The sequence below is a fragment of the Brevundimonas sp. FV1ye28 genome (genome assembly GCF_058681135.1).
In genome coordinates this window covers 2,592,705-2,610,630 of sequence record NZ_CM178731.1, presented here as the reverse complement: position 1 = coordinate 2,610,630, position 17,926 = coordinate 2,592,705, and the positions used below count along the sequence as shown (strand labels likewise).

General features: G+C 69.0%; 18 protein-coding genes and 1 tRNA gene. 11 read left to right on the top strand and 8 right to left on the bottom strand.

All coding sequences use genetic code 11. The features are described 5' to 3' along the window. Positions 1 to 3 precede the first annotated feature (3 nt). The 5 genes from cbiB to ACW171_RS12760 are packed head-to-tail and all read left to right on the top strand — an operon-like array spanning position 4 to position 4,669. On the top strand, positions 4 to 918 hold the full coding sequence (gene cbiB / locus ACW171_RS12780) for an adenosylcobinamide-phosphate synthase CbiB (RefSeq protein ID WP_492093738.1): 915 nt from the start codon (positions 4 to 6) through the stop codon (positions 916 to 918). Beyond that, positions 906 to 2,393: a cobyric acid synthase gene (locus ACW171_RS12775; protein WP_492093737.1), complete on the top strand. Its 1,488-nt coding sequence runs from the start codon at positions 906 to 908 to the stop codon at positions 2,391 to 2,393. The genes cbiB and ACW171_RS12775 overlap by 13 nt, the downstream gene beginning before the upstream one ends. 8 nt (positions 2,394 to 2,401) lie before the next feature. Beyond that, positions 2,402 to 3,400 carry a nicotinate-nucleotide--dimethylbenzimidazole phosphoribosyltransferase gene (gene cobT, locus ACW171_RS12770; RefSeq protein ID WP_492093736.1) on the top strand — a complete coding sequence of 333 codons (999 nt, stop codon included), beginning with the start codon at positions 2,402 to 2,404 and terminating at the stop codon, positions 3,398 to 3,400. 1 nt (position 3,401) lies between these two features. Further along, positions 3,402 to 4,172: an adenosylcobinamide-GDP ribazoletransferase gene (gene cobS, locus ACW171_RS12765; RefSeq protein ID WP_492093735.1), complete on the top strand. Its 771-nt coding sequence runs from the start codon at positions 3,402 to 3,404 to the stop codon at positions 4,170 to 4,172. After that, positions 4,169 to 4,669, top strand: a complete 501-nt coding sequence (locus ACW171_RS12760; RefSeq protein WP_492093734.1) for a tyrosine phosphatase family protein — start codon at positions 4,169 to 4,171, stop codon at positions 4,667 to 4,669. Before cobS ends, ACW171_RS12760 begins: the two co-directional genes overlap by 4 nt. A 110-nt stretch (positions 4,670 to 4,779) precedes the next feature. On the opposite strand, the gene ACW171_RS12755 is transcribed toward ACW171_RS12760, so the two are convergent. Further along, a tRNA-Gly gene (locus ACW171_RS12755) sits at positions 4,780 to 4,854 on the bottom strand. 171 nt (positions 4,855 to 5,025) lie between these two features. After that, on the bottom strand, positions 5,026 to 5,808 hold the full coding sequence (locus tag ACW171_RS12750) for an SDR family NAD(P)-dependent oxidoreductase (RefSeq protein ID WP_492093733.1): 783 nt from the start codon (positions 5,806 to 5,808) through the stop codon (positions 5,026 to 5,028). A 56-nt stretch (positions 5,809 to 5,864) separates the two neighbouring features. Here ACW171_RS12750 and ACW171_RS12745 point away from each other — a divergent pair, with 56 nt between their 5' ends. After that, entirely contained in the window at positions 5,865 to 6,269 is a 405-nt protein-coding gene (locus ACW171_RS12745) for a YkvA family protein (RefSeq protein ID WP_492093732.1), read from the top strand. 267 nt (positions 6,270 to 6,536) lie between these two features. Here ACW171_RS12745 and ACW171_RS12740 read toward each other — a convergent pair whose 3' ends face one another. Then, entirely contained in the window at positions 6,537 to 7,538 is a 1,002-nt protein-coding gene (locus ACW171_RS12740) for an NADPH:quinone oxidoreductase family protein (protein ID WP_492093731.1), read from the bottom strand. A gap of 28 nt (positions 7,539 to 7,566) precedes the next feature. Next, entirely contained in the window at positions 7,567 to 8,295 is a 729-nt protein-coding gene (locus ACW171_RS12735; protein WP_492093730.1) for a 2OG-Fe(II) oxygenase, read from the bottom strand. A gap of 134 nt (positions 8,296 to 8,429) precedes the next feature. Here ACW171_RS12735 and ACW171_RS12730 point away from each other — a divergent pair, with 134 nt between their 5' ends. Continuing rightward, positions 8,430 to 9,314, top strand: a complete 885-nt coding sequence (locus tag ACW171_RS12730; protein WP_492093729.1) for an isoaspartyl peptidase/L-asparaginase family protein — start codon at positions 8,430 to 8,432, stop codon at positions 9,312 to 9,314. A 244-nt stretch (positions 9,315 to 9,558) separates the two neighbouring features. Continuing rightward, the gene (locus tag ACW171_RS12725; RefSeq protein WP_492093728.1) at positions 9,559 to 12,384 is read left to right on the top strand and encodes a M16 family metallopeptidase; all 2,826 of its coding nucleotides are present in this window, start codon (positions 9,559 to 9,561) and stop codon (positions 12,382 to 12,384) included. A gap of 173 nt (positions 12,385 to 12,557) precedes the next feature. Here ACW171_RS12725 and ACW171_RS12720 read toward each other — a convergent pair whose 3' ends face one another. From ACW171_RS12720 to ACW171_RS12710, 3 genes are all read right to left on the bottom strand, one after another. Next, the gene (locus ACW171_RS12720) at positions 12,558 to 13,100 is read right to left on the bottom strand and encodes a hypothetical protein (protein WP_492093727.1); all 543 of its coding nucleotides are present in this window, start codon (positions 13,098 to 13,100) and stop codon (positions 12,558 to 12,560) included. 77 nt (positions 13,101 to 13,177) lie between these two features. After that, positions 13,178 to 13,633, bottom strand: coding sequence for a hypothetical protein (locus ACW171_RS12715; protein ID WP_492093726.1), 456 nt, complete (start codon positions 13,631 to 13,633; stop codon positions 13,178 to 13,180). 82 nt (positions 13,634 to 13,715) lie between these two features. Then, positions 13,716 to 14,951, bottom strand: a complete 1,236-nt coding sequence (locus tag ACW171_RS12710; protein ID WP_492093725.1) for an argininosuccinate synthase — start codon at positions 14,949 to 14,951, stop codon at positions 13,716 to 13,718. A gap of 134 nt (positions 14,952 to 15,085) precedes the next feature. Between ACW171_RS12710 and ACW171_RS12705 the strand changes: the two genes are divergently transcribed. The 3 genes from ACW171_RS12705 to ACW171_RS12695 all read left to right on the top strand — a co-directional run bounded on the left by ACW171_RS12705 (position 15,086) and on the right by ACW171_RS12695 (position 17,059). Next, positions 15,086 to 15,289: a DUF1674 domain-containing protein gene (locus ACW171_RS12705; protein ID WP_492093724.1), complete on the top strand. Its 204-nt coding sequence runs from the start codon at positions 15,086 to 15,088 to the stop codon at positions 15,287 to 15,289. Positions 15,290 to 15,371: 82 nt separating this feature from the next. Further along, positions 15,372 to 15,812 (top strand): hypothetical protein, encoded by a 441-nt coding sequence (locus ACW171_RS12700; RefSeq protein WP_492093723.1) that lies wholly within the window; start codon positions 15,372 to 15,374, stop codon positions 15,810 to 15,812. 128 nt (positions 15,813 to 15,940) lie between these two features. Beyond that, positions 15,941 to 17,059 (top strand): hypothetical protein, encoded by a 1,119-nt coding sequence (locus ACW171_RS12695; RefSeq protein ID WP_492093722.1) that lies wholly within the window; start codon positions 15,941 to 15,943, stop codon positions 17,057 to 17,059. Between the two features lie 64 nt (positions 17,060 to 17,123). Here ACW171_RS12695 and pyrF read toward each other — a convergent pair whose 3' ends face one another. Then, entirely contained in the window at positions 17,124 to 17,843 is a 720-nt protein-coding gene (pyrF, locus tag ACW171_RS12690) for an orotidine-5'-phosphate decarboxylase (protein ID WP_492093721.1), read from the bottom strand. Positions 17,844 to 17,926 lie beyond the last annotated feature (83 nt).

Below are 17,926 nucleotides of genomic sequence, written 5' to 3'. Positions count from 1 at the left end.
TCGATGGCCCGTCTCGCCCTGGCGACCTTGGCGACCGAGGCGCTGGTCGGCTATCCGGACCGGTTGCATCGACGCTTGCCTCACCCGGTCGCGGGGCTCGGGGCCCTGATCGACGCGGGCGAGCGGCGGCTGAACAGGCCTGATCGATCGCCGGGCCGCAGACGGATCGGCGGCGTCGTCACTCTGGTCGCGACGGTCGGGACTGCCGTGGCGGCCGGTCTCGCGGCGTCGCGCCTGCCAGAACCAGGTCGCATTCTGGCGGCCACGCTCGGCCTGGCCCAGAAAAGTCTGCACGATCACGTGGCGGCCGTCGCGAGGGCGCTTGAGACGGACGATCTGCCGGCCGCTCGCCTGGCCGTCGGCAAGATCGTGGGCCGCGACACCGCGAACCTGGACGCCTCCGGGGTTGCGGCGGCCGCGATCGAGAGCCTGGCCGAGAGTTTCAACGACGGCGTGGTCGCGCCCGCCTTCTGGCTGGTGCTCGGCGGCTTGCCCGGCCTCTACGCCTACAAGGCGGTCAATACCGCCGACAGTCTGATCGGCCACAGGGAGGCGCGCTGGCTGGAGTTCGGATGGGCGGCGGCGAGAACCGACGACATCATGAACCTGGCGCCCGCCCGGCTCGCCGGCGCCCTGATCGCCGCGACCGCAGGCGGAGGCTGGCGCGTGATGCTGAGGGACGCTCATCGTCATGCGTCACCGAACGCCGGCTGGCCAGAGGCCGCCATGGCGGGGGCCCTGGGGGTGCGCCTGGGCGGTCCCGTGGCCTATGACGGCGTGCTGACGGACCGCCCCGTCTTCGGCGAGGGACCGGCGCCGACGACCGCCGATCTGCGTCGGGCCCTGACCCTCTATGTTCGGGCCTGCGGCCTGCTGTGGGCGATAGTCGCCGTGGGGACGCAGCCATGGCGGCGCTGATGATCCAGGGGTGCGGGTCCGACGTCGGCAAATCGGTGCTGGTTGCGGGGCTGTGCCGGCTGTTCGCCGACCGAGGCTACCGCGTCCGTCCGTTCAAGCCCCAGAACATGAGCAACAACGCCGCCGTCACCGAGCCGGACGAGACCGGCCGGCGTGGCGAGGTCGGCCGGGCGCAGGCGCTGCAGGCCATCGCCTGCCGTACGCCCCTGACGGTGCACATGAACCCGGTGCTGCTCAAGCCGCAAAGCGATGTCGGGGCCCAGCTGGTGGTGCGCGGCCAAGTCGAGGCCAGTTATCAGGCTATGGGCTGGCAGACGCGGAAGGCCGCGCTGCTGGATGTGGTTCTGGACAGCTTCCGTCGCCTGGAAGCCGAGGCGGACCTCGTCATCGTCGAGGGGGCGGGCAGTCCCGCCGAGATCAACCTGCGCGCGGGCGACATCGCCAACATGGGCTTCGCCCTCGCGACCAAGACGCCGGTCGTTTTGGTGGGCGACATCGACCGGGGTCATGTGATCGCCGCCCTGGTCGGGGCCAAGGAGGTGCTGAATCCGGCTGACGGCGCGGCGATCCAGGGCTTCATCATCAACAAATTCCGGGGCGACCCCGAGCTGTTCGACGACGGTCGGCGCGAGATCATGGCGCGCACCGGTTGGCCGGACCTGGGCCTGGTCCCGTGGTTGTCGGCGGCGCGCCGTCTGCCCGCCGAGGATGCGGTCGTGCTGGGACAGGTCGGAGAGACGGGCCCTGGCCGTGTCAGAATCGTCGTGCCGATCCTGCGCCACATCGCCAATTTCGACGATTTCGATCCTCTGCAGGCCGAGCCATCCGTCGATCTGGTCTATGTCCCGCCTGGGTCGCCGCTGCCTGGCGACGCCGACCTCGTCATTCTGCCGGGTTCCAAGGCGACGCTGTCGGACCTGGCCTTTCTGCGCGATCAGGGATGGGACATCGACCTGAGGGCGCACGTCCGACGCGGCGGTCGCGTGCTCGGCGTCTGCGGCGGCTTCCAGATGCTGGGCCGCACGGTTTCGGACCCCGAAGGGATCGAGGGACCGGCCGGCACGGTGGAGGGCCTGGGTCTGTTGGAGGTCGACACCGTCCTGCAGGGCGACAAGGTGCTGAAGCCCTGCGCCGGCCGCACAGTGGCCGGCGCAGGGCTGTGGGAGGGTTTCGAGATGCATATGGGTCGGACCTCCGGCGCGGGCCTGGACCGGCCGCTTCTACGGCATGCGGGCGGGGGCGCCGAAGGGGCGGTATCGGCCGACGGCCGGGTGGCGGGTTGCTATATTCATCGTCTGTTCGACGCCGCGTCCGCGCGCGCCGCACTGCTGGGACAGCTGAGCGTCGTCGCCCGGTCCACGGATCACCGGCTCGCCGTCGATGCGGCGCTGGACGAGGTGGCCGCCGCGCTCGAGGCCCATCTCGACATCGCCGCGCTCGCACAGATCGCAGGATTGAGGGACAGACCGCTTTGACGACGCCCGTGACAGACGCCGCCGTGCGCGATCGGTTGAACGCCCAGGCGCGACCGCCCGGCTCGCTGGGCCGGATCGAGGACCTGGCCGTGCAGCTGGCGCTGATCCAACAGAGGATTCCGCCCCGGGCCGACCGGATCACCCTGCTGCTGTTCGCCGGCGATCACGGCCTGACCGAGGACGGCGTATCGCGCTATCCGGCCGACGTGACCCGGGCGATGGTCGCCACCCTGCTGGCAGGCAGGGCCACTGCCAACGCCTTCGCGCGCGCCGTCGGCGCCGAGCTCGTGGTCGTCGATGCCGGGGTGAACGCCGATCTGGCCCCTCATCCGGGTCTGGTGAACGCCAAGATCCGTAAGGGCGCCCGCAACGCCGCGCGCGAACCCGCCATGACAAGGGTCGAACTGGATCTGGCTCTGCGGCGGGGCTACGACGAGGCCGTTGCGGCCATCGACCGGGGGGCCGAGGTCGTGGCCCTGGGCGAGATGGGCATCGGCAACAGCGCCTCCGCGGCCCTGTTGATGCATCGGTTGCTGCCGGCGCCCCTGGCGGCCTGCGTCGGGGCCGGGGCGGGCCACGACGAGGCCGGCCTCGAAAACAAGCGGGCGGTTCTGACCCGCGCTACTGAGCGGTCCGACGCCTCGGAGCCCTTCGAAGTGCTGCGCCAGTTCGGCGGGCTGGAGATCGCCATGATGGCGGGCGCGGTCCATAGCGCGGCGGATCGGTCGACCCCGGTCCTGATCGACGGCTTCATCTGCACCGCGGCGGCCCTGGCCGCAGTTCGCCTGCGTCCCGAGACGCGCCAGGCCTGTCTGTTCGCCCATCGTTCGGCCGAGGCCGGGCATGGGCGAATGCTTGCGGCCCTGGCCGCCGAGCCCCTGCTGGATCTGTCGCTCAGGCTGGGAGAGGGCACCGGCGCGTTGCTGGCGGCGCCCCTGCTACGAGCCGCCGCCGCCCTGCTGTCGGATGTGGCCAGTCTGGACGACGTTCTGGCGGGACGCCTCTGACATGGGACGCCAGCTCACCCTGTTCCTGGTCGCGATTCAGTTCCTGACCCGCATCCCGACGCCCACGATCAAGGGCTTCCAGCCGGACTGGACGGCCCGGTCGACGCGATATTTTCCCTTGGTCGGCCTGGGCGTGGGCGCAGTGTCGGCCGGGGTGCTGGTCGCCGCTTCCGCCGTCTGGAGCGGGGTCTTGCCGGCGTTGCTGGCCGTGGCCGCCGGGATACTGACCACCGGCGCCTTTCATGAGGATGGTCTCGCCGACACCTTCGACGGGCTGGGGGGCGGCGGCGACAAGGCCCGGCGCCTGGAGATCATGAAGGACAGCCGTATCGGAACCTTCGGCGTGCTCGGGCTGGGCCTGACGACCGCGATCAAGGTCGCCGCCATCGCCGGGATGCCGGTCTGGGCGGCCGCGCTCGCGATCATCGGGGCCCATGGCGCCGGCCGCGGGACGGCGGTGGTTGTCATGCGGATCCTGCCCTATGCCGGCGACCGAGCCTGGACCAAGGTCAAGCCCGTCGCCGACGGGGTCACGCTGTCTGAAGCCGGCATCGCCGTGGCCTTCTCCATCGCGGCGCTCGCGCCCCTTGGCGTCCTGTCGCCTCCAGCCGCCGTGGCCGGGGTGGCGGTGGCGGCCATCGCCGCCGCGGTCATGGCCCGGGCGGCGGATCGCCTGATCGGGGGATGGGTGGGGGATACATTGGGCGCGACCGAACAGCTGGTCGAAATGGCGCTACTGGTAGCTGTCGCCGGGGTTCTGGCCCAGTCATGATCGTCGTCGCCCCCCTCCACCAACTCGAGGCCAGTCTCACGCGGTGGCGTCCCTCTCATGTCGTCAGCCTGTCTTCGCCGGGCGGGGAGCAGGCCATATTGCCTCGGGATGTCGAGACCCTGAGGCTGACGTTCCATGACATCGTGACGCCCAAAGACCCTTACGTCATGGCCACGGATGCGGATATCGCGGCGCTGCTGGCGTTCGCCGACGACGCGACGACCGACCGCCCGCTCCTGGTGCATTGCTGGGCCGGAGTCAGTCGATCGCCCGCTGCGGCCTATATTCTCGCCTGCGCCCGCGGCGAGCCGGGACGAGAGCAGATACTGGCGCAAAGGCTGCGCAAGATAGCCCCCTTTTCGACGCCCAACGCCCACATGGTCGCTCTGGCGGACGCGCGTCTGAAGAGCGACGGCGCCATGTCTCGTGCGATCGCATCGATCGGACGGGGCGTGGAGACCTCTTCAGGCGTCACGTTCGTGCTCGACGACGGCTGAGTCACGCCGCTGCACGCTCGGCTGACTCTCGACCCCAACCTTGGCAACTCACGCAGCCCGGGGCGTAGAAACAAAAAAGCCCGGTCTCGCGACCGGGCCTCTTGTTCGACTGGAGCGGGCGAAGAGATTCGAACTCTCGACCCCAACCTTGGCAAGGTTGTGCTCTACCACTGAGCTACGCCCGCACTCCGTAACGTGGGCCCGCTGGGCGCCGCGTCTCGTCGAGAGGCGGCCGTATAGCGGACCCTTTCGGCGTCCCGCAAGTCCCAATGTTCAAATAGTTTGAACATTAGGCTCAAGCAGCGAGCGACCGCGTCGCGAGCGTTAGCGCCCTACCCGCTGATCGCCCTTCGCGATCAGCGGGGCGCCATCCGGATGGCCCCGTCCAGCCTTATGCATTCGCCGTTGATGTAGACGTTACGGGCCAGCTCCAGCACCAGCGAGGCGTAGTCCGAGGGCTTGCCCAGGCGGCTGGGGAAGGGGATCTGGGCGGCGAGGGCGTCCTGGATCTTCTGGTCCATGCCGGCCATCATCGGGGTCCACATGATGCCGGGCAGGATGGTGTTGCAGCGGATGCCTTCCTGGGCCAGGTCGCGGGCCACCGGCAGGGTCATGGCGTAGACGCCGCCCTTCGACGCCGAATAGGCCGCCTGGCCCACCTGACCGTCCTGAGCCGCCACCGAGGCCGTGTTGACGATCAGGCCGCGCTCGCCGTCCTCCAGGGGCTCCAGGGTCACCATGCCGGCCGCAGACTGGCTGAGGACCCGGAAGGTGCCGAACAGGTTGACGCGGACGGTGCGCTCGAACTGGGCCATGTCGTGGGCCTTGATCTCGCCTGTGTCCTTCTTCTTCGAGACGGTCTTCATGCCGGTGGCGATCCCGGCGCAGTTGACGGTCAGACGCTCCTGGCCATGGGCAGCGCGAGCCTTTTCAAAAGCCGCCGCGACCGAGGCATCGTCGGTGACGTCGACCGAACAGAATATCCCGCAGATCTCTTTCGCGATCGCCTCGCCCTTTTCGGCGTTGAGATCGAACAGGGCGACCTTGGCGCCCGTGGCGGCGAGGGCCCGCGCAGTGCCTTCACCGAGGCCCGAGGCGCCTCCGGTGACCACTGCGGCGATGTTGCTGTCGAGTTTCATCCCTGTCGTTCCTATGTAATCGTTGAACCTGAGTTTCTTTTGAGGATTTAGCGGGCATGACCGCCAAAGCCAAACCTGCATCGGGGCCCATCACCCCAGAAGACGCCATCGATCCGTCCAAGGCGCTCGTGCCCTCCGTCCAGAGGGTCAACGAGGTCAAGGTCCGCACGGGCTTCTGGCCCAAGATCGGCCGCGTGGCCTCGCGCATCCCGTTCGCGAACCAGGCGGTCGCCGTCTATTACGCCGCGCGCGATCCCGAGACGCCGATGGCGGCCAAGGGGATCATGCTGGGCGCCCTGGCCTATTTCGTGATGCCGATCGACGCCATTCCGGACGTTCTGATGGGTATCGGGTTCACCGACGACGCGGCGGTCATAACGGCCGTGATCGCCACGCTCGGGGCCAATGTCAGGACGCGACACCGCGAACTGGCCGAGAAGGCGCTCGACAAGCTGCGCTGACGGCTGCTCCTGTTTTGTCACCCTGACGTATTTTTTTGGGTGACATTACGGACAAAAGGGCGGGCGGCTCGAGCAAGATCAAGGACTTGCCGCCACCCCAAATGTCCGCGGGGCCAGTTATGCGAAACGCAAGGACGTTGCGCGCTGTGCTGGATTGTCAAAGACCGACCCGGAGACATGGGTCGCGTCGAGGCCGGCGCAAGGGTCGAATAAGAATAAATTCACGGAAGACCGATCCTCCCCCGCCGGGAGAGGATCGGCGGCGTCTCAGCTTTCGACCGTGACCACGACCTTGCCCATGACCGTGCGGTTCGACAGGGCCTGGATGGCTTCGTGGGCGCGCTCCAGGGGGAAGGTCTGAGACACGCGAGGCTTGATCTTGCCCTCGGCGTACATCGCCATCAGCTCGGCCATGTTGGCCATGTGACCCTTGGGATCGCGCGCGGCGGCGGCGCCCCAGAAGACCCCGACCACCGAGACCGACTTCAGGAGGGTCAGGTTCAGCGGGAAGGACGGGATGCCCGCCGGGAAGCCGACCACCAGATAGCGGCCGTTCCAGTCCATCGACCGCAGGGCCGGCTCGGCATAGTCGCCGCCGACGCCGTCATACACGACATCGGGGCCGTCGCGGCCCGAGGCCAGCTTCAGTTCGCCCGACAGCTCCTTCTGGGCCGCCTTGTCCATGGGACCGGAGGGGTAGATCAGGCCGTTGTCGGCCCCGAGTTCGAGCGCGAACTGGACCTTGTCGTTTGTCGAGGCGGCGGCGATGACATGGGCCCCCATGGCCTTGCCCAGTTCCACCGCCGCAGCGCCGACGCCGCCCGCCGCACCCAGGACCAGGAGGCTCTCGCCGGCCTTCAGCTGGGCCCGGTCCTTCAAGGCGTAGTAGGAGGTGCCGTAGGTCATGACGAGGGCGGCGGCCTCCTCGAACGACATGGCGTCGGGCATCTTGATGACGCCAGCGGCCGGGACGGCGATCCGCTCCACCATGGCGCCCCAGCCGGGCATGGCGATGACGCGGTCGCCCTTGAAGATGCCTTTGACCCCCTCGCCCACGGCCTCGACCACGCCGGACAGCTCGCCGCCCGGCGAGAAGGGGCGCTGGGGCTTGAACTGGTATTTGTCCTCGATGATCAGGGTGTCGGGGAAGTTCACGCCGACGGCCTTGACCTCGATGACCACCTCGCCCGCCTTGGGGGTCGGATCCAGAACCTCTTCGACGACGAGGCTGTCGGGGCCGCCGACGGTCTTGGACAGAACTGCGCGCATGGGATGTCTTTCGTGTTGATCGGAGAGGTCAGGCGGCGGAGGCGGGGAGGTCGGCGCGGATCCAGCCGGTGACCGACAGGCGATCGGCGCCGGCAAACGGAGCCACATAGGTCACGGCATGTTCGAACGGGACGGCGAACAGGTTCAGGGCATTGAACTTCGGCGTATAGGCCTCGGGCACATGGCCGTCGTCGTCGATGAAGGCCAGAAGGCCGCCCCAGTCCGCCTGCCAGTCCGGCGTCAGGCTGAGCACATAGGCATAGAGCCGCTCGCGCCTGTCATGGGCGTCGTTGTGCTGGTTCAGATAGTGGCCGGGTTGAAACCGCGTGGCCTGGCTGTCGACATAGCGAGGCCGATCGTCGCCGGTCATCTCGCGCACGAACCCCAGGAAGGCATCGGAGTTCAGCAGGTCGTGCAGGGCCCGGTAGACCGGCCGGACCGGCCTGCCGTTTTCGATGTCGGTCGAGATGCGGACGGTGTCGAACATGAAATGGAGACCCCGAGGGACCTCCGCATGGGCCACGGCCATGAAGTCCCGGTACTGGTCGGGCGTCAGGGCCTCCAGCGTCTCGACCGGGATGTCGGCGTTCTTTCCGCCGCTGATCGTCGAGCGAACCCACAGATTTTCGTGCGCCAGGGCCTGATGGACCTCGGCCGCGCTGTCGGCGGTCAGGAAGCCCGGGATATGGACGCGGTTGAAGGCCTTGAACGCCGGGCGGATGTCGCGCCCCTTCAGTCCCGGATCGATCTTCGCCACCAATGGTCGTCCTGTCGTCAGCCTGTCGCGCGGCGACGGTTGTCACAGGATCGGCCCCGTGTCATCGCCCGGCACGACGCTAGCCAGTCGAACCGCCCCAGGGAAGGGCGGACGAGGCCCGAAGGAGAGACGCCATGACCCGACCCGCCCTGATCCTGCACGGGGGCGCCGGCGCGCGTCGCAGCCGCGACTATACCGCCGAGGTCGCCCACATGCGCGAGGTGGTCGAGGCCATGCGGGTGCGGCTGGAGGCCGGGGCCTCGGCGCTGGACGTGGCGGTGGAGACGACGGTGCTGCTGGAGGATTCCGGCCTCTATGTCGCCGGGCGCGGCGCCTCGCCCAATCTGGCCGGTGAATACGAACTGGACGCCAGCCTGATGGACGGATCCGACCGACGGGCCGGGGCCGTCGCCGCCTTCCAGGGCTATCGAAATCCGATCCAGGCGGCCCGGGCGGTGATGGAGCACAGCCCGCATGTGTTGCTGGCGGGATCGGGCGCGGCGCGGTTCGCGGGCGAGCATGGGCTGGAGCGGATCGAGGATCCCGAGGCCTGGTTCACCCGCGCCGGTCAGGGCGAGGACAACCATCCGCCGGGCCAGGGGCCGGCGTTGAGCCACGGTACGGTGGGCTGCTGCGTGCTGGATGTCGAAGGGCGGCTGGCGGCGGCGACATCGACCGGCGGGGTGTTCGGGAAGCTGCCGGGCCGGGTCGGGGACACGCCGATCCCTGCGGCGGGGGTCTGGGCGACGGACCGGGTCGCGGTCTCCTGCACCGGACAAGGCGAGTATTTCATCCGCACGGCGGCCGCTGCCCAGATGGACTGGCGGGTCGAGGCGGGGGCGTCGATCACGGAGGCCGGCGCGGCGGTCATCGCGGGGATCGGACGGATGGGCGGCGACGGCGGCCTGATCGCCCTGGATGCGCAGGGCAACAGGGCCGATCCGTTCAACAGCCAGGGCATGAAGCGGGCCTGGCTGACGCCGGAGGGCGAGGTCGGGGTCGAGGTGTTTGGGGGTTAGTTCCCTCTCCCGGCGGGAGAGGGCTTGAGGCTCGCAGAGCGTAGCGATGCGTAAAGCCGAAAGGGTGAGGGGCAGCCCTCACCGGTCAGCGCCAGCCCCTCACCCTTTCGCGCAAGGACGACGGCAAGCCGTCGTGCGCTCAAGCCCTCTCCCGCCGGGAGAGGGATCACTTCATTACAGCGCCGTAACTTACGCCGGTCTCCGAGCCTGATACGGTCGCTCCGAAATCCCCAGGAGCCCGTCCATGAAATCCCGCCTGCTGTCCGCCGTCGCGGCCCTCGCCATCCTGTCCGGCGCCCCGGTCCTGGCCCAGGCCCAGACGCCGCCCGCCGGCATCCAGGTGCCGCCGCTGGGGTTCGTGAAGCGGACCCTGCCGAACGGGATGGACGTCTATACGTCGCGCGATACCTCCACCTCGAACGTGACGGTCCAGGTCTGGTACCGCGTCGGGTCCAAGGACGATCCGCAGAGCCGCTCCGGCTTCGCCCACCTGTTCGAACACCTGATGTTCAAGGCGACCAAGGATTTCCCGGATGAGACCTTCGACCGCCTGACCGAGGACGTGGGCGGGAACAACAACGCCTTCACCAGTGACGACGTCACCGCCTATCACGAGACCATCCCGGCCAATCACCTGGAGCGTCTGATCTTCGCCGAGGCCAGCCGTCTGGGTTCGCTGGTCGTCGATGAGACCGTGTTCGAGAGCGAGCGCGACGTGGTCAAGGAGGAATACCGCCAGGGCGTGCTGGCCAACCCCTATGGCCGGATGCGTCTGTTCCTGCCGATGCTGATCTTCCAGGACAGCCCCTATCGCCGCTCGACCATCGGCTCGATCGAGGACCTGGACGCCGCGACCATCGAGGACGTGCGCCGGTTCCACGCCACCTTCTATCGCCCGGACAACGCCTTCCTGGTGGTGGCGGGCAATTTCGACCAGGCGGAACTCGACGGCTGGATCGACCGGTATTTCGCGCCCATCGCCAATCCGGACCGGCCGCTGGAGGTCACCGACGCCACCGAGCCCGAGCCCACCGGCCCGCGCGAGATGACCGTCCACGCCCCCAACGTGCCCCTGCCGGCCGTCGTGCGCGCCTGGCCTACCGTGCCCTACGGCCATCCCGATCGCGCCGCCCTGACCGTGCTGGACGGCGTGCTGTCGACCGGCGAGAGCTCGCGGATGTATCGCTCGCTGGTCTATGAGCAGCAGATCGCCGCACAGGCCGGGTCTTCGCCCGACTTCTCGCAGCAGGCCGGCTATCTGATGGCCCAGGTCATCATGTCGGGCGGCCATACGGTCGACGAAGGCCTGAGCGCCATCGACGCCGAAATCGCGAAGTTCCGCGATCAACCGGTCACCGAGGCCGAACTGACCGAGGCCAAGAACGAACTGGTCGCCGACGCCCTGCGCGGCCGCGAGACGGTCGAGGACCGGGCCAGCGTCCTGGGCTGGACCCTGATCAACACCAACGACGCCTCGGTCGCCGACCGCGAGATCGCCGAGATCCAGGCCGTGACCGCCGCCGATATCCAGCGCGTCGCCCGCCGCTATCTGACCGACCAGCGCGCGGTGACCCTGCGCTATCTCAACGCCGACGACGCCAACCCGGTGACGGCGCAGGAGACCGAGATCACCGCCCCGGTGACCCTGGCCGACCTGGCCCCCGTGGGTCAGGTCTTCACCCTGTTGCCCGAGGCCGAGCGTGCGCGGATGCCGGCGACGACCGAGCCGGTCGCACCGACCACCCCGCCGGTCGCCGACTTCCGTCTCGACAACGGCCTGCGCGTCCTGGTCGTGGAGAAGGAGGGCCTGCCGCTGGTCTCCGCCCGCCTGAACTTCGATGCGGGCTCGGGCGACGAGGCGGCCGGCAAGGCCGGTGTCGCCGCCATGACCGCAGCCCTTCTGACCCAGGGCACGGCGACCCGCAGCGCGCCGCAGATCGCGACCGAGATCGAGCAGCTGGGCGCCGGCATCGGCGCCGGATCCGGGCCCGACTTCACCAACATCTATGCCAACGCACCGGCCAACGTCTTCCCGCAGACGGTGGCCCTGATGGCCGATCTGGTCCGCAATCCGGCCTTCGCGCAGGAAGAGCTGGATCGCCAGCGTGACCAGACCCTGGACGGCCTGCGCGTCGCCCTGGCCACGCCCGGCCCGGTGGCGTCCCAGGCCGCCGCCCGCGTCATCTACGGCGACGCCGCCTATGGCGCGCCGGGATCGGGCACCCTGACCACCATCCCCGCCATCACCCGCGAGGACGTCGCCGCCTTCCATCAGCGCCGCTATCGTCCGTCGGAAGCCACCCTGGTCTTCTCCGGAGCCATCACCGAGGCGGACGCCCGTAGCCTGGCGCAGGCGGCCTTCGGCGACTGGCGCGAGACCGGCCCCATCGACGCGCGCGCCGCACCGATCGGCCAGCCCCTGCCGCCTCGCATCGTGGTCATCGACCAGCCGGGCGCGGGCCAGGCGGCGGTGACGGTAGCCCTGCGCGGCGTGTCGAGGACCGACGCCGACTACTTCCCGCTGACGCTCGGCAACACCCTTCTGGGCGGCAGCTTCACCTCGCGCCTGAACCAGGAGATCCGCATCAAGCGCGGCCTGAGCTATGGCACGCGGTCGGCGCTGGGAGTGCGGCGCGAGGACGGCCTGTTCACCGCCGGTGCCCAGACCCGCAACGACGCGGCGGTCGAGGTCGCCGACCTGATCCTGGCCGAGATCAACCGCCTGTCGACCACACGTCCGACCGACAGCGAACTGACAACGCGTCAGGCCATTCTGACGGGCGCCTTCGGCAATCAGCTGGAGACGGTCGATGGCCTGGGCGGGCTGGTGGCCGGTCTGGCCCTCTACGACCTGCCGATGAGCGAACTGGCCGCCTATGTCGGCAAGGTCGAGGCCATCGACGGGGCGGCGGTGCAGGACGCCTTCGCCCAGCATCTTCCGGTGGATCGGGCCAGCCTGGTGATCGTCGGCGATGCGGCCCAGTTCATCGACGCGCTGAGGGCCAAGCACCCGAACGTCGAGGTCATCCCGATCACGGCGCTGAATCTGGATGCTGCGGCGTTGCAGTAAAGGCGTATCGGTCTCCCTCCCCCTCGGGGGAGGGTGGTCGGAGCGAAGCGGAGACCGGGTGGGGCGGCCGGGCGATCCGGTCACCGTACATAGAAAAGGCGGCTCGTCGCCGAGCCGCCCCCACCCCGTCGCTGCGCGACGACCCTCCCCCGAGGGGGAGGGAGAACTCTCTTTCAGTCGTCCTCGCCGGCTTCGTCACCCGCGTCGACGGCCTCGGCCTCCTCGGCGACCACGGCGTCGGCGGCCTGGTCCAGGGCGTACTGGGCCATCAGCTGGTAGGTGACCATCTGCTCGGGGTCCTGGGAGGCCCAGGCGCCGTTGCTGGCCACGCCGTGGGCCATGACCTCGGCGTTCTCCAAGGCCTGCTTCACCTCGGGATCGTTCATCGCCTCGGCGACGAGGGCCTCGACGTCGATGTTGGCCAGGGCTTCGGCGGCGATCTGGCCGGCGCGGCTGGTGATCTCGGCGGTGAAGGCCGAGACCTCGGGCTGGTACTCGGTCCAGAGGGCGGCGATGCGCATCTCGCGCTGGTCTTCCGACAGGCTCTCGTCGTCCGAGATGGCCTCGGCGCGTTCGCCGAAGTCTTTCATGCGCGCCTCGAAGGCGGCTGAGGCGGTTTCGATGGCGGCCTCGGACGGCGTCTTCTGCTCGCCCGCGAGTGCGGTCGACAGGGGCAGGACGGCCAAGGCGGCGGCGAGCGAGAGGACGCGGATCATGGCGGGAAGCTCCTTGAGGTCGCCCTCAAGGTCCGCCCGGCGGCCCCTCAGCTCAAGTGAAATCGCGGTAAGGCGGCTTAGGAGGCCGGGGCGTCGGGAGCGGGTGCGGCCGCAGCCGCCTCCACCTGGGCGCGGACCTGCTGCGGGTAGGATCGGATCTGGGGCAGGGCCGCCGTCATCCCGGCCGTCATCGCGCCGCGTTGATCTTCAGGCACCCCCGCCGCCTGCTGGTTGACGAAGGCTTCCAGCGCGAGGGCGAAGGCCTCGGCATCCGCCTGGTAGCGCAGCTCGATGGCGTCGAGGTCGGCGTCCTGTTTGGCGGCATCGCCCCCGGCGGCGCTGACGGCGTTGCGCATTTCCTCGGCCATGGCCTGCATCCGCTCGCCGAAGGCTTCGGCGCGGGCTTCGAACTCGGCTTCGCCGGGCGCCTCGGCCTGAGGGGCCTGCGCAGGCGCGGTGACGCCGGCGTTCTGGGCGACTGCCAGCGAAGAGACCGACGACAGGGCGGCGGCGAGAACGAGAGCGCGGATCATGGGGTTACTCCGAAAGACATGACAGGGTGGGGCGGCTGACATCGACGCCAGGCGCCGCCCCGGCCGGGTGACGACTGACGGCTCAGCCCTTGCGGTCACGCTTGGCTAGGACCCGCAGACGGAGCGCGTTCAGCTTGATGAAGCCGGCCGCGTCATTGTGGTCATAGGCCTGCACGCCCTCTTCGAAGGTCACCAGATCCTGGTCGTAAAGGCTGTTGGCGCTTTCGCGGCCGATGACGGCGACATTGCCCTTGTAGAGCTTCACGCGGACCGTGCCCGAGACCTTCTGCTGCGACAGGTCGATCGCGGCCTGCAGCATCTCGCGCTCGGGCGAGAACCAGAAGCCGTTGTAGATCAGCTCCGCATACTTCGGCATCAGCTGGTCCTTCAGGTGCATGGCGCCCCCGTCCAGCGTGATCGACTCGATGCCGCGGTGGGCGGCGATCAGGATTGTCCCGCCGGGCGTCTCGTAGACGCCCCGCGACTTCATGCCGACGTAGCGGTTCTCGACCAGATCGAGACGACCGATGCCGTTGTCGTGGCCGAGCTCATTCAGCTTGGTCAGGATCGTGGCCGGGCTCATCGCCACGCCGTCGATGGAGACCGCGTCGCCCTTTTCGAAGCCGATGGCGATGACGGTCGCCTTGTCGGGCGCTTCCTCAGGGCTGATCGTGCGCTGGTGCACGAACTCGGGGGCCTCGACCGCCGGGTCTTCCAGCACCTTACCCTCGGACGAGGAGTGCAGAAGGTTGGCGTCGACCGAGAAGGGGGCCTCGCCACGCTTGTCCTTGGCGATCGGGATCTGGTTCTTCTCGGCGAAGTCGAGCAGGGCCTCGCGGCTGCGGTATTCCCACTCGCGCCACGGGGCGATGACGCGGATGTCGGGCTCCAGGGCGTAGTAGCCCAGCTCGAAGCGGACCTGGTCGTTGCCCTTGCCGGTGGCGCCGTGACAGACGGCGTCGGCGCCGACCTGACGGGCGATCTCGATCTGACGCTTGGCGATCAGCGGGCGGGCGATCGAGGTGCCCAGCAGATAGTCGCCCTCGTACTGGGCGTTGGCGCGGAACATCGGGAAGACAAAGTCGCGCACGAACTCCTCGCGCAGGTCGTCGATGAAGATGTTCTCGGGCTTGATGCCCATCTTCAGGGCCTTCTCACGCGCGGGGGCCAGCTCCTCGCCCTGACCCAGGTCGGCGGTGAAGGTCACGACCTCGGCGCCATATTCCGTCTGCAACCACTTCAGGATGATCGAGGTGTCCAGGCCGCCGGAATAGGCCAGGACGACCTTCTTGACGGGCTTGTCTGACGCTTTGGCCATGGCGGGATCTTTCGCAGAACGGCGGGAGTGGATTTGGCCGCGCTTAAAGGGCCTGAGCGCCTGCGATGCAAGGGCGAGACTGTGGCGGGGCGCCGCGCTGGCGCAGCGGCGGTCGCGGGATTATGTGTCCATCCATGACCGACGCGCCCGAAACGCCTGACGACGCCCCGCCCGAACGGGTCCTGAGCGAGGCCGCCAAACGCGCCTTGGCCGAGGCGGCCGAGCGTCGCGCCCAGGCCGAGGCGCTGTCGATGGAGATCGAACACGGCGGCCCCACCGGGCCGGAGCCAACACGCTACGGCGACTGGGAGAAGAAGGGGCTGGCGGTCGATTTCTGACGTCCCACGACAGACGCGAACAAATCACGGCGTTCCGTGTTAACCTTTTCGACTAGGCTTTTTCCCGTCTCCGGGGGTTCCCATGCGTCGTCTCGCCTTGATCGTCCTCGCCGCCCTCGCTGTCCCCAGCGCGGCCGCCGCCCAGACCTATGGCCAGCCCTACTACGGCCCGGCGCCGACGACCTATGGCCAGCCGTACGGCGGACCCGTCGCCTATGGCTTCGGCGGCCACGGCCAGAGCTATGGATACGACTCGAACCACGGCTATCAGACCCAGTCCTATGGCGACCCACGCGCCTATCGGCCGCCGGTCCGGTACGGCCACGGCCGTGACCGGGGCGGGCGGTACGGGTACAGCACCCAGACATCCGGCCAGTGGACCCGGTGGTCCAGTCCGCCGGGACGCGGCTATCACGACGTCTATGGCTACAACGACGATCGGGCCCCGCGTGGGGCGGATCACGGGCGCTATCGCGATGGGGACTGTTACTGCGGCGTCGGGGCGTATCTGTACGATCGCTAGGGCCAGCTTCACGCCAGAAAAGCGAGATTTAACCACGTCTTGAACGGATTGCTCCCTTGAGGAGAGCATCCGGAACCCTTCTGCGAGACAAGGCCTAGGGTGGCCTCGAACGTCGCGGAGCCTGCCCAGTGAAAACGCTTATATCGATCCTGACCGCCCTTCTTCTGCTGGGTGCCTCTCCGACGCTCGCCAGCGAACGCGGCGGCGGCGGGCAGCATGGCGGGGGGCAGCATGGCGGCGGCTACGGAGGGGGAGGCTGCGGCGGCGGTTGTGGCGGTGGCGGTCACCCTGGCGGCGGTGGTGGCGGTCATCCTGGCGGTGGAGGCGGCCACTACGGCGGCAACATCAATGTGAACGTCAACGCCAATGTGAACGCCAGCGCCTCGGCCTATTCGCGCGCCGGTTCCTACATCAACGCCAGCAGCTATGACGTCGGCGCGATCCGCGGTCAGGGCGGCTATGGCGGCACGATCGTGCACGGCAGCGGCGGCATCGATCTGGGCGGCTACGGCTATCAGGGCGGCTACGGCCCGGTCGTGGTGACCGGCCCCGGCTATGGCCCCAGCCGTCCGTTCGGCTATGTCGCCCAAGGGTTCGGCCGTCGCTATGTGACCACCGATCGCTGCTGCGGCCTGCGTCCGGCGCCCTGCTACGACAACTGCGGCGGCGGCTATCCGCCCGCGCCGCCTCCGCCGCCTCCCGCGCCCTATCCGACCCCCTGCAACTGCCAGGGCGGTCATGGACACAGCGGCTACGACGGCGGCTACGGCTATCAGCAGAGCTATTCCGCCGGCCGGCCGGGCTCGTCCTACAGCGTCCGTGAAAGCTACAGCGAAAGCACCAGCCAGGGCGGCGGCTACGGCTACGCTGGCGGTTACCAGGGCGGCTTTGCCGGCGGCGACCACTATGCCGAACACCGCGAGCAGGGTCCGCGCTATGCGCCAATCCCGTATCAGGCCTCGCCGCTGGAGCCGGTCGGCTACGACCAGCGCGGTTACGAGCAGCAGGCCTATGGCCAGGCTTACGCGCAGAGGGGTTACGACCAGGGCGGCTACGAGCAGCCCTATGCCCCGCCGCCGGTGCAGTATTCCCAGCCGGCCTACGCCGAGCCCGTCTATGCCGAACCGCAGGTCTATCAGCCGGCGCCGATCCATGTGCAGCCGCCGCTGGGCTACTACGGCGACCTGCCTCCGGGAGACACCGGCGAGGGCATGCCCTATCGCCAGGAGCCCGGCGAGCGGGGCTGAGCGTTTTCTCTCAGGGCCTGAGCTTGTCGGAAAACCGCTGACGGTTTTCCGACAAGCTCAGGCCCTAGCGGACGCCGTCCATCTCGGCGGCGATCCGGGCGGCGGCCATGACCGGGTCGTCGGCCGCGATCACGGGCCGCGCGACGACCAGATGGGTGGCTCCGGCCTGAAGGGCGGCGGCGGGGGTGGCCACACGCTGCTGATCGCCCAGATCACCGCCGGCCGGGCGCACGCCCGGCGTGACGATCAGGAAGTCCGGACGGCCCGCCTCGACGGCGATTTCCTTGACGCGAGCGGCCTCCAGCGGGCTGGAGACCACGCCGTCGACGCCACAGTCCAGCGCCTGACGCACCCGCGTCTCGACCAGATCGGCGGCCCTGGCCGAATAACCGATCTCCTGCAGGTCCTCGTCCGACAGGCTGGTCATGACGGTGACGGCCAAGATCCGGGTGTCGTGGCCGCCGCGACCCTTGACCGCCGCCCGCATGACCTGGGGCTCGGCGTGGACGGTGAGCAGGTCGCAGCCGCCCTCGGCCACCGACCGGGCCGCGCCTTCGACCTGGGCGCCGATGTCGTGCAGCTTCCAGTCCTGGAAGACCATCTTGCCCAGGCTGCGCAGTTCATGGGCGAAGGCGACGCCGCCGGGACGCGCCAGAAGGGTCAGCCCGACCTTGTAGCTCTCGACACCGTCTCCGATCCTCTGGACCAGGGCGCGGGCCGCCTCGATGGACGGCAGGTCCAGCCCGACGATCAGGCGCGGGTCGGACAGGAGGGGCGAGGTCATCGACGGGCTCCGCGTGACCGGCTAGACCGACACACAGGGGTGCGTCGGCGAACCGGCGTTTGATGATTTAGGCTAGGGACAAG